Source organism: Rhodovulum sp. (assembly GCF_011048875.1).
Taxonomy (GTDB): domain Bacteria; phylum Pseudomonadota; class Alphaproteobacteria; order Rhodobacterales; family Rhodobacteraceae; genus Rhodovulum; species Rhodovulum tesquicola.
In genome coordinates this window covers 1-9,332 of the sequence record NZ_DSDD01000340.1, presented here as the reverse complement: position 1 = coordinate 9,332, position 9,332 = coordinate 1, and the positions used below count along the sequence as shown (strand labels likewise).

Annotated in this window: 9 protein-coding genes and 2 pseudogenes; 3 read left to right on the top strand and 8 right to left on the bottom strand. The window is 70.0% G+C overall.

All coding sequences use genetic code 11. The features are described 5' to 3' along the window. Positions 1–726 precede the first annotated feature (726 nt). Positions 727–1,008 carry a hypothetical protein gene (locus tag ENN83_RS11955; RefSeq protein WP_287187312.1) on the top strand — a complete coding sequence of 94 codons (282 nt, stop codon included), beginning with the start codon at positions 727–729 and terminating at the stop codon, positions 1,006–1,008. A 495-nt stretch (positions 1,009–1,503) separates the two neighbouring features. Continuing rightward, entirely contained in the window at positions 1,504–1,788 is a 285-nt protein-coding gene (locus ENN83_RS11950) for a hypothetical protein (RefSeq protein ID WP_287187310.1), read from the top strand. Positions 1,789–1,811: 23 nt separating this feature from the next. On the opposite strand, the gene ENN83_RS11945 is transcribed toward ENN83_RS11950, so the two are convergent. The 7 genes and pseudogenes from ENN83_RS11945 to ENN83_RS11915 all read right to left on the bottom strand — a co-directional run bounded on the left by ENN83_RS11945 (position 1,812) and on the right by ENN83_RS11915 (position 8,067). Continuing rightward, a complete protein-coding gene (locus tag ENN83_RS11945) occupies positions 1,812–2,381 on the bottom strand; it encodes a PqiC family protein (protein WP_287187308.1) in 570 nt (189 codons plus the stop codon). Between the two features lie 2 nt (positions 2,382–2,383). Then, positions 2,384–4,468: an MlaD family protein gene (locus tag ENN83_RS11940; protein WP_287187306.1), complete on the bottom strand. Its 2,085-nt coding sequence runs from the start codon at positions 4,466–4,468 to the stop codon at positions 2,384–2,386. Beyond that, positions 4,465–5,058: a paraquat-inducible protein A gene (locus ENN83_RS11935; RefSeq protein ID WP_287187314.1), complete on the bottom strand. Its 594-nt coding sequence runs from the start codon at positions 5,056–5,058 to the stop codon at positions 4,465–4,467. The genes ENN83_RS11940 and ENN83_RS11935 overlap by 4 nt, the downstream gene beginning before the upstream one ends. A 14-nt stretch (positions 5,059–5,072) precedes the next feature. After that, complete coding sequence (locus ENN83_RS11930) at positions 5,073–5,735, bottom strand: paraquat-inducible protein A (protein WP_287187304.1); 663 nt, start codon at positions 5,733–5,735, stop codon at positions 5,073–5,075. A 66-nt stretch (positions 5,736–5,801) separates the two neighbouring features. After that, positions 5,802–6,065, bottom strand: a pseudogene (locus ENN83_RS11925) (EamA family transporter); the annotation flags it as partial. A gap of 102 nt (positions 6,066–6,167) precedes the next feature. Then, the gene (locus tag ENN83_RS11920) at positions 6,168–6,455 is read right to left on the bottom strand and encodes an HU family DNA-binding protein (protein ID WP_132694502.1); all 288 of its coding nucleotides are present in this window, start codon (positions 6,453–6,455) and stop codon (positions 6,168–6,170) included. A gap of 127 nt (positions 6,456–6,582) precedes the next feature. Further along, positions 6,583–8,067: an AMP nucleosidase gene (locus tag ENN83_RS11915; RefSeq protein WP_287187302.1), complete on the bottom strand. Its 1,485-nt coding sequence runs from the start codon at positions 8,065–8,067 to the stop codon at positions 6,583–6,585. 111 nt (positions 8,068–8,178) lie between these two features. Here ENN83_RS11915 and ENN83_RS11910 point away from each other — a divergent pair, with 111 nt between their 5' ends. After that, the gene (locus ENN83_RS11910; RefSeq protein ID WP_287187300.1) at positions 8,179–9,033 is read left to right on the top strand and encodes an SDR family oxidoreductase; all 855 of its coding nucleotides are present in this window, start codon (positions 8,179–8,181) and stop codon (positions 9,031–9,033) included. 31 nt (positions 9,034–9,064) lie between these two features. Here the strand turns inward: ENN83_RS11910 and ENN83_RS11905 are convergent. After that, a pseudogene (locus ENN83_RS11905) lies at positions 9,065–9,332 on the bottom strand (ABC transporter substrate-binding protein); the annotation flags it as partial.

Sequence of the window (9,332 nt, the reverse complement as noted above, 5' to 3'; positions counted from 1 at the left end):
GATTTCGGCTTTCTGAAACCCGTGCCGGAGGGCTGAGTTGCCGAAGGGACACGGCCCGGTCCGTGCCGGGGCATCCGGCGGGGGTTTGGGCCGGAACTGCGACGTTGTGCCAAAGGGGGCCTTGGGGTAGAATTCCATCCGGGGATGTGCGGCAGTTTTTCCGACGCTGTGGCCGGTCGGCCGGTCCGTAACCTGCAGGACGGTCGCGCCGATGGGATGCCCCGCTTGGGGGTGAGCGGAATGGGCGAGGGGATTGGAGAGGATTTGCCGCCGTCCGGACCCGACTCGGCCGGGTCGGAACGGGCGAAGGTCATCGAACTTCTGAGTTCCGAGGCGTGGCAGAAGCGCCTGGAGGAAGCGCGCCTTCAACGCGCGAAGGTGCTTGCCGAAAAGGCGTCCCGGACAGGGGGTTGTTCGGCCCCGGATGCGGGAGAGTGCGGAAAGGTCCGGCCCGACGCGGTCCCGGCCCCTGTCTCGTCGCCGCGCCGGTCATCGCAGGGAGGCGATACCCCAACGGGGCAGGCGGCAAGGTCCCCGGACCGAGACGCTGAACTGGTCCCCGGGCGACCGTCCCGCACGGCGTCGGTGCGTGGGCCGCTACTCACGGTCGCGAATCGGATCGCAGATCGCTCGTCCGAAGCGCCGCGGCTGAAGGTGGCGCTTGCCCAGGCCCGGGCCGCGGAACGGGGTGGCGCGGATCGGCGGCATGGCCGACTCCGCAGGGCCGTGCTGGTCCTTGCCGCCTTTGCCCTGGGTCTGGTCTTCGGCATCGCCGCGATGCAGCTTGTCGGCATGAAGGATCGCCGCGCGGTGCCGGCCGGCGCAGGGCCCGACCCCTCGCGCCCAATGCTCGCAACGGTTCTGCCGACCGAAACCGGCGCGCCGTCGCTGGATGCCGCATCGGGGCTTCCCGCGAGTTCGACACCCGTGCTGCGCCGACCCGGACAGCTGTCTGTCCCGGCGCTCGAGCTGCCGCTCGCCGGGGAACCGCCAGCAGGGACTGCCTGACCCGAGCCGCCTCCCATCGGCCCGGCCGGACCCGGAACGATGCGCGCGGCCGGAACGATGCCCGACCTGCCCCCAGCCCGGGTTGCGACGGCGGGTCTATCGCGCCCGCCAGCCGCAATGACGGTTGCACATGCCCTGTCCCGGGCGCCTCTCGTCGAGGCGGCGTCGTTCCCCCTGTCAGCCGCATTTCCGGGTCCGGTCTTCCCTCCCCGGGCCGCCCGTCTGTCCACGCCACCTGCGGCGTTTGCCGGTCCGGTCCCGGTCGCGCCTGTGCCCATTGCCGCCCCCTGGGTCGGCGGCCTGGCAGCGACCGCCCCGCAAGCGAATCCACCGGCCGCGAGGCTTCCGGCGCCTGAAGGCGCCGTTTCCGTGGCGGGGCCGCCGCGCGCTCCGGCGGACCTGTCTTTCCCCCTCCGTCCGCCCGACGCCCAACCTGCGAAGGCGCCGCTGCCGCCTGTAAAGGACGTCTTCGTCAGCGTCTTCATTCCGCCTTCGGTGTCCGAGGGCGGCGTGGCCCAAGTGGTCGCGACGCTGGTCAGGGCCGGGTATGACATGGCACAGCCTGCCCGTGTGCGGGTTGCGATCCGCGAAACCGATGTGCGCTTTTTCAACCGCCAGGATGCCGAGGCGGCCCGGATGCTGGCCCGGCGGCTGGGTGCTGTGGCCCGCGATTTCACCGACTCGCCCAGAAAGCCAAGACCCGGTCGGCTGGAACTCTGGGTCGGCGAGGGGCCGCGGGCCGGGGCTGCGGGCATCGGCCAGATCGACAGCACAAGATAGACGCTCGGTTCTCCGCGTCTGCTCTAACGCAGCCCTTCGCGCGCGATCAGCGCCGCAAGGTCGCGCAGTGCCTCGCCGCGCGCTGCGGCGATGGCGGCCGGGCCCCCGCCCGGGGCAATTCCTGTCGTGATGGCAAAGCTGCCCGAACGCCCGCGCCGCCCCTGTTCGGGGGCCACGAAATACTGGCCCGACAGCCGGAACCGGCCTTCCGCCTCGGCCAGCATGTCGGAAACGCGCACCTCCAGCGTGGCATTGGCGCGCTCGAAGAAGGGCCAGGGCTCGGCAGCGACTGTCGCGCCGGTCATCCGGCCCAGATAGTGCGCCAGATCGCCGGTGATCGCGCGGGCCGGATCGTCGGCCCAGAGCGCCGAAGGCGCGGGCGTCAGCGCCCCGTCCGCGCCGCGGACATGGATTTCGTCCGAAGCGGCATAGGCGGGCAGTGCCACCTCGCGCAGCGCGATGGTCGCAAAGGCCGAGGGCAGGCGCGGGCCTGCGACCGGCGCTTCCGGCACGGTGTAGCGCTGGGGTGGGGTGCCGGCGCAGCCCGCGGCAAGGGTGGCCAGCGCAAGGGCGAGCAGGGGAGCGTGTTTCATCTCTAGCGTCCGAACAGGATCGAATTGGGGTTGCGTTCCAGCGTCCGCGCCAGCGTCGAGACGGCGCGGGCAGCGCGCTCGACCTCGCGGATCGCGGGGCCAAGGTCACGACCGACCCCGCGCGTCGCGTCATAGTCTCGGATCGTGGCGGCGGCCTCGTCCAGCACGGCGCGGGCGCGGCTCAGAAGGGCGGGCAGGTCTTCGGCGGCGGCCGAGAACCCGTCGGCGGCGGCCCGGGCCGAGGCGAGCGTTACATTGGCGTTCTCGATCACGCCGCCGTCGCGCAGCTCGGCCAGCACATTGCGCAACTCGCCCAGCGCGGCCGACAGATCGGCAGGCAGGGCGCGGGCGGCATCGGTATCGACCAGCCGCGCCGCCGCGTCCATCAGCGCCGAAAGACGCGCGGCCAGTTCGTCCAGCGGCACGGCCTCGGCATTCTCGGCGATCGCGGTCAGGCGGGCGACCAGTTCGGGCACGCCCTCGACCGTGCCTTCGACCCGTGCGGCGGCGGCCGCGGCCGCGTCGATGGCCGCGCCCAGCCGCCCGGCGGCATCGCTTTCGTTCAGCCGCGCGACCAGCGTTTCCAGTTCGCCCACCGCCGCCGAGAGCCGCCCGGGCAGCGCCTGTGCCTCGTCGGTGCCGACAAGCCCGCGCGCCTCGCCCAGCAGGGCGCGCACCTCTCCCGGCACGGCGCGGATATCCTCGCTGCCTGCCAGACGGGCAATATTGTCGAGCGCGGCGATGGCGCTTTCCATCACCTGTTCGATGGGCAAGGCATTGATACGGTTATAGATCCCCTCGGCGGTGGCGGCGGCATCGGCGATCTCGGCCGGCGCGGTGGGCAGGACCGGGTTCGGGCTTGCCGCGCGATCCAGCGCGGCGGGCGGCGCATCGGCCATCTCGACCAGTTCGACCTTGAGCCCGCCGGTCAGCAGCGAGGCCGTGACCATCCGCGCGCGCAGCCCCTCGTCCACGCGGGCGGCAAGGTAATCAAGCGCGGCTTCGGGGTCGGGCCTGCCGTCAAGGCCCAACTGGCCCGGCCGGATCGCCAGCGTCGCAGTCAGGCGCACCCGCTCGTCGCCGAAGCGCACGGCATCCACGATCCCGCCCAGCGCCGTCACCTTGCCGATGCGGATGCCGCCCAGGTCCACGGGCGCGTCCACGGCCAGACCGCTGACATTCTCCTCGAAGATCACGGTCAGCTTCAGCAACTCGCCCTCATCTGCGCCGAACAGGCTGGCGCGCGCCGCGGCTTCGTCGGAATAGACGTTGAACTGCGTGCCCGGCTCGACCGGCGCGCCGCCCGAAACCATGGTGCGGAAGGTGATCCCGCCCGAGACCAGCGAGGCGATCGAGTCGAAATCGAGCCGCGCGCCCCCCGGTCCCAGCGAGAAGCGGAAACCCGAGGTATCCCAGAACCGCGTCGCCGAGGAAATCAGGCGGTCATGCGGGGCGAAGATGATGGCCTCGGCCTCGACCGTGGCGCCGTCCTCGAACACTTCAGCCCGGCCGATCCGGCCGACTTCGATGCCGCGATAGACGATGGGCGCCTCGGCCGTCAGCGAGGCCGAGCCTGCCGCACGCAACCGCAGCCGGAGCGCGGCGCGCCCCTCGCGGTTCAGCGGTGCTGTGGTCGAAGCCTCGTGGCGCTGGACGAAGCCGCGGGGCGTGTCGTCCCACATGCCCTCGATGAAGGTGCCCGACAGCACGGTTTCCAGCCCCGACACGCCGCGCGGCGTCACCTCGGCGCGGACCACCCAGAATTGCGCGTCCTCGTCCACGAATTCGGCCACGTCGCGATCCAGCCGGACGCCGACCAGCACCCGGTCCAGCCCCTCGGTGAAGGCGACGCTTTCCACGATCCCCACGGTCACATCGCGATAGCGCAGCTCGGTCTCGCCCGCGCGGATGCCCGAGGCGGTCTCGAACACCAGTTCCAGAAGCGGGCCGCGTTCGGCATAGCTGTTCCAGGCCACCCCCAGCGCGATCGCCAGCGCCGCGGCCGGGATCACCCAGACGATGGAGAGCCGTTCCAGCAGGCTGCGGCGGGCGGGCTCGACGGGGGTTTCGGGCGGCAGGTCGGTCATGCGCGGCGCCCCTCCCGCGCGGCGTCCCAGATCAGGCGGCTGTCGAAGCTTTGTGCCGAGAGCATGGTGAAGATCACCGACAGCGCGAAGAACAGGCTGGCCGGGCCGGGGCTGACCGAAGCGACGGCGCCAAGCTGCACCAGCGAGGCCAGGATCGCGACCACGAAGACGTCGATCATGGACCAGCGGCCGATATATTCCACCACCTGGTAAAGCTGCTGGCGGCGGCTGCCGGACAGCGCGCTGCCATGGCGCACGCCCAGCGCCAGCATGGCGATGGCCAGGAACTTGCCCAGCGGGATCGCGACCGAGGCGGTCAGGATCACCAGCGCGATGCCCCAGTTGCCGTTGCGGGCCAGGTCGACCGCGCCGCCGATGATCGTGGCCTCCTGCGAGGCAATGAGCGTGCGGGTGGACAGCATCGGGTAGAGATTGGCGGGCACATAGGCGATCACGCCGACCAGCCACCACGCCCAGACCCGTTGCAGCGCCATCGGCGCGCGCGTGTGCAGCCGATGCCCGCAGCGCCCGCAGCGGTCCGTGCCCGCGGGCCAGACCCGGGTGCAGCTCGTGCAGGCCACCAGCCCCATCTCGCGCACGGTTCTCAGCGTTCCAGCGATTTCCATACCGAATACCTGCACATGAATCCGTCCTGCACCACCACCAGGACGACAAGGGCGGCGAACATCCAGAAGGCGGGGCCGAAATGGACTTGCGCCAGATCGGCGATCTTGACCAGCGCAACCGCACAGCCGATGACGAAGATCTCGGCCATCGACCAGGGCCGCAGGTCCTCGGACAGCCGGAACGCGGCGGCGGCATGGGGCGCAGGCGGGCGGTCAAGAACGACCGGGCCGAGCACATAGATCACCAGAAGCGCGCGCAGCACCGGGATGAAGACGATCAGCGCCGCCACCGCCAGCGCAAGGATCGCGACCGGCCCGTTTGCGGCAAAGGCCAGTGCGGCGTCAAGCACCGAACTGGCATTGCGGCGCCCCGCCGCCTCGATGGCAAGGAAGGGGGCCAGCGTTGCCGCCACGACCAATACCACGACCGCCACCGCGACCGCGATCAGGTGCTGGCCCGCCCGGCGGCGCGGCGCGATCAGCACCGTCTTGCAGCATGCGCAGACCGCGCGCTCGCCGGGGCCGGGCTGGACCGCGCGATAGACCGCATCGCAGCGCGGGCAGGCGATCAGCGCGGCCAGGTCCGGCCCGGCGGCATTCGGAGCAGGGGGTATGGGTTGCGGCACGTCAAAGGGGGTCATGGGCACCAGCATAGGGGACGGCGCGGCGTTATCCAACTCTTTACGGGCGAGCGCCCCCGTGGACGGTCAGCCTTGGCGGTCGGACGGCGCGGTCGTGCGGGTCTGTTTTGACAATTGCACGGCCAGGATTCCCGCCATGATGACGACGACACCCGTCACGTCCAGCGGCCCCAGCGTCTCGCCCAGCAGGAGCGCGGCGATGGACACGCCGAAGAACGGGCTGAGGAAGTGGAAGGTCGCCGCCCGCACCGCGCCGATCCGGCGCACCAGCAGGAACCAGATCAGCGTGGCGACGAGACCCGGGAAGATCGTCGTGTAGGCGAAGGCCAGGTCCATCGCCAGCGCGCGCAGATCCATTGCTCCCCCCAAAGCGAAAGGGCCGCCACGCGGGCGACCCTGAACCGTTTCCGGCGCTGCGGAAAGGCGCGGACCTCAGCCGTTCACGCTGTCCTTCAGGGCTTTGGCGATGGTCATCTTGACGACCTTGTCCGAAGGCTTCTGGAACTGCTCGCCGGTGGCGGGGTTGCGCACCATGCGCTCGGGGCGCTCGCGGCAGTAGATCTTGCCCACGCCCGGCAGGGTCACCGAACCGCCCGCCGCCACTTCGCGGGTGATGATGCTGGTCACCGCGTCCAGTGCCGCCGTCGCGGTCTTCTTGTCAGCGCCCATTTCTTCGGCCAGGGCCGCGACGAGCTGGGTCTTGGTCATCGGTTTCGACATCTAGGGTCTCCTCGTTCGTGCCCTCTGTGGGGGCTCATCCTGGGGATTAAACTCGATATTGCGGCGGCACACAACGATTTGTGGATTGAAATGGACGGTTTTCACGCATTTTGTGGGCGTTTTCCGCCTAGAGGAAGGCCGTTTCCTCGAAGCTGCGCAGCTTGCGGCTGTGAATCCGCTCCAGCGGAATGTCGCGCAACCGCTCCATCGCGCGGATTCCGATGGCCAGATGGCGCGAGACCTGGGTCTTGTAGAAGTCGCTGGCCATGCCCGGCAGCTTGAGTTCGCCATGCAGCGGCTTGTCCGACACGCATAAAAGCGTGCCATAGGGCACCCGGAACCGGAACCCGTTGGCCGCAATGGTCGCGCTTTCCATGTCCAGCGCGATGGCGCGCGACTGTGACAGCCGCTGCACCGGGCCGGACTGATCGCGCAGCTCCCAGTTGCGATTGTCGATGGTCGCCACCGTGCCGGTGCGCATGATGCGCTTGAGTTCATAGCCGTCAAGCTGCGTGATCTGGGCCACCGCTTCCTGAAGCGCGACCTGGATTTCCGCGAGCGCCGGGATCGGCACCCAGACCGGCAGATCGTCGTCCAGAACGTGATCGTCACGCAGATAGCCATGCGCCAGCACGAAATCGCCCAGCCGCTGGCTGTTGCGCAGCCCGGCGCAATGGCCGACCATGAGCCAGGCATGCGGGCGCAGGACCGCGATATGGTCGGTCGCGGTCTTGGCGTTCGAGGGGCCGACGCCGATATTGACCAGCGTGATGCCCTGCCCGTCGGCGCGTTTCAGGTGATAGGTCGGCATCTGCGGCAGCTTGGCCGGGGCGGGCAGGGGCGCGTCGGGCGCGGTGATCTCGGCATTGCCGGGGCCGACGAAGGCGGTGTAGCCCGAGGCCGGATCGGCCAGCGCGGCACGGGCGAACGCCTCGAATTCCTCGACATAGAACTGGTAGTTGGTGAAAAGGACGTGGTTCTGGAAATGCTCGGGCGCGGTGGCAGTATAATGTTCAAGCCGCGCCAGGGAGTAGTCCACGCGCTGCGCGGTGAAGGGGGCCAGCGGGCGGGGGGCACCCTCGGCCAGCGACAGCGTGCCGTTCACGATGTCGTCGTTTGTGGTGTTCAGATCGGGCACGTCGAACAGATCGCGCAGCGGATAGTCCAGAACGCCCTCTTGCGGGACCGACAGCCCGGTTTCGCCCGTCACCGCGAAATGCACCGGGATCGGCGTCTCTGACGGGCCGATCACCACGGGCTGGCCGTGATTGGCGATCAACAGGCCGATCTGCTGGCGCAGGTAATTGGCGAACAGGTCCGGCCGCGTGATCGTCGCGGCATAGGTTCCCGGCTCGGCGACATGGCCGAAACTCAGGCGGCTGTCGACCTGGGCATGGGTCGCGGTTGAAAAGCGCACCTGCGGATAGACCGCGCGGAACCGCGCCCGCGGCGCCTGGCCCGCAAGGGTTTCGCGGAACCGCTCGCGCAGGAAACTGCGTGAGGTCTGGTAGATCCCGGCCAGCCGCGCGACCGCCGCCCCGGCATCGGTGAATGCCTCCGCTCCGGGCAGTTCGGGGCCGACAAGCGGCAGTTCATCGGCATGGTCCTGCATCTATGTGGCGTCCCTGGGCTGTGCCGGGACAGGTTTCACGCTTTGGCCGCCCGGCGCAAGCCCTACGTGCGCCCCCTTGCCGCGCGGCGCCGGGCGCGCGATGCTGGGCGCATGACAGGAACGCTACTTTCCGTCGGGCATGGCTATTCCGCGCGCGAACTGGGCCGGTCGCTTGGCCCGGGCTGGCGCGTGATCGGCACCACCCGCAGCCCGGCGCGGGCGGACGAGCTGCGCGCCGAAGGGGTCGAGCCGGTGATCTGGCCCGGCGACGATCTGCGCCCGGCGCTGGCCGCGGCGACCCATGTCCTGTCCTCCGTGCCGCCCGGGGCCGGTGGCGATCCGGTGGTTGCTGCGTTGGGCAAGGCGCTGCGCGCGGCCCGGCATCTGGTCTGGGTCGGCTACCTGTCCACAACGGGGGTCTATGGCGACCATCGGGGCGGCTGGGTCGACGAGACGACGCCGCTGACGCCTGCCACCGGGCGCGGCGCGGCCCGCGTCGCGGCCGAGGCGGAATGGGCGGCGCTGGGCCTGCCGCTGCACATTTTCCGGCTGCCGGGCATCTATGGTCCGGGCCGGTCTGCCATCGACCGGCTGCGCGAGGGCAATGCGCAGCGGATCGTCAAGGAAGGGCAGGTCTTCTCGCGCATCCATGTCGAGGATATCGCGCAGGTGCTTGCCGCCTCGATGGCGCGGCCGAATCCCGGTGCGGTCTACAACGTCGCCGATGACGAACCCGCGCCCGCGCAGGACGTGATCGCCTTTGCCGCAAGGATGCTGGGCCTGCCGCTGCCCCCCGAGATCCCGTTCGAGGGCGCCGGTCTTGGCCCGATGGCTGCCAGTTTCTATGCGGAATCCAAGCGGGTGCGGAACGACCGGATCAAGACGGAACTCGGCATCCACCTGCGCCATCCCGATTACCGGGCGGGGCTGGCCGCGATCCTCGAAGGCGAGACCCGCGAAGGCTAGGGCCGGCCGCCTGGACGACCGGCCCCGATGCTCAGATCCGGCCCTTGAGCAGCGGCAGGATCATTTCGCCGGCATAGTCGCGCGCCTGGGCCAGATAGGCGTCATAGCTTTCGCGCACCTTCTCGACATCGGCATTGGCCGCGGTCAAGTCGTCCTGAACCTCGGCCCAGGCGTTCCGCAGCGCGGCGATCACGTCCTCGGGGAAGGGCAGGAACCGCACGCCCTGCGCCTTGAGATCGGCCATTGCCCTGGCGTTGTAATAGTCGAACTGCGCCTGCACCTCGAGGGCTGCGGCATAG

Coding starts and splice junctions, on each gene's coding strand:
- ENN83_RS11945 (WP_287187308.1), bottom strand. CDS start 2,381: ATGAAACACGCTCCCCTGCTCGCCCTTGCGCTGGCCACCCTTGCCGCG.
- ENN83_RS11940 (WP_287187306.1), bottom strand. CDS start 4,468: ATGACCGACCTGCCGCCCGAAACCCCCGTCGAGCCCGCCCGCCGCAGC.
- ENN83_RS11935 (WP_287187314.1), bottom strand. CDS start 5,058: ATGGGGCTGGTGGCCTGCACGAGCTGCACCCGGGTCTGGCCCGCGGGC.
- ENN83_RS11930 (WP_287187304.1), bottom strand. CDS start 5,735: ATGACCCCCTTTGACGTGCCGCAACCCATACCCCCTGCTCCGAATGCC.
- ENN83_RS11920 (WP_132694502.1), bottom strand. CDS start 6,455: ATGTCGAAACCGATGACCAAGACCCAGCTCGTCGCGGCCCTGGCCGAA.
- ENN83_RS11915 (WP_287187302.1), bottom strand. CDS start 8,067: ATGCAGGACCATGCCGATGAACTGCCGCTTGTCGGCCCCGAACTGCCC.
- ENN83_RS11910 (WP_287187300.1), top strand. CDS start 8,179: ATGACAGGAACGCTACTTTCCGTCGGGCATGGCTATTCCGCGCGCGAA.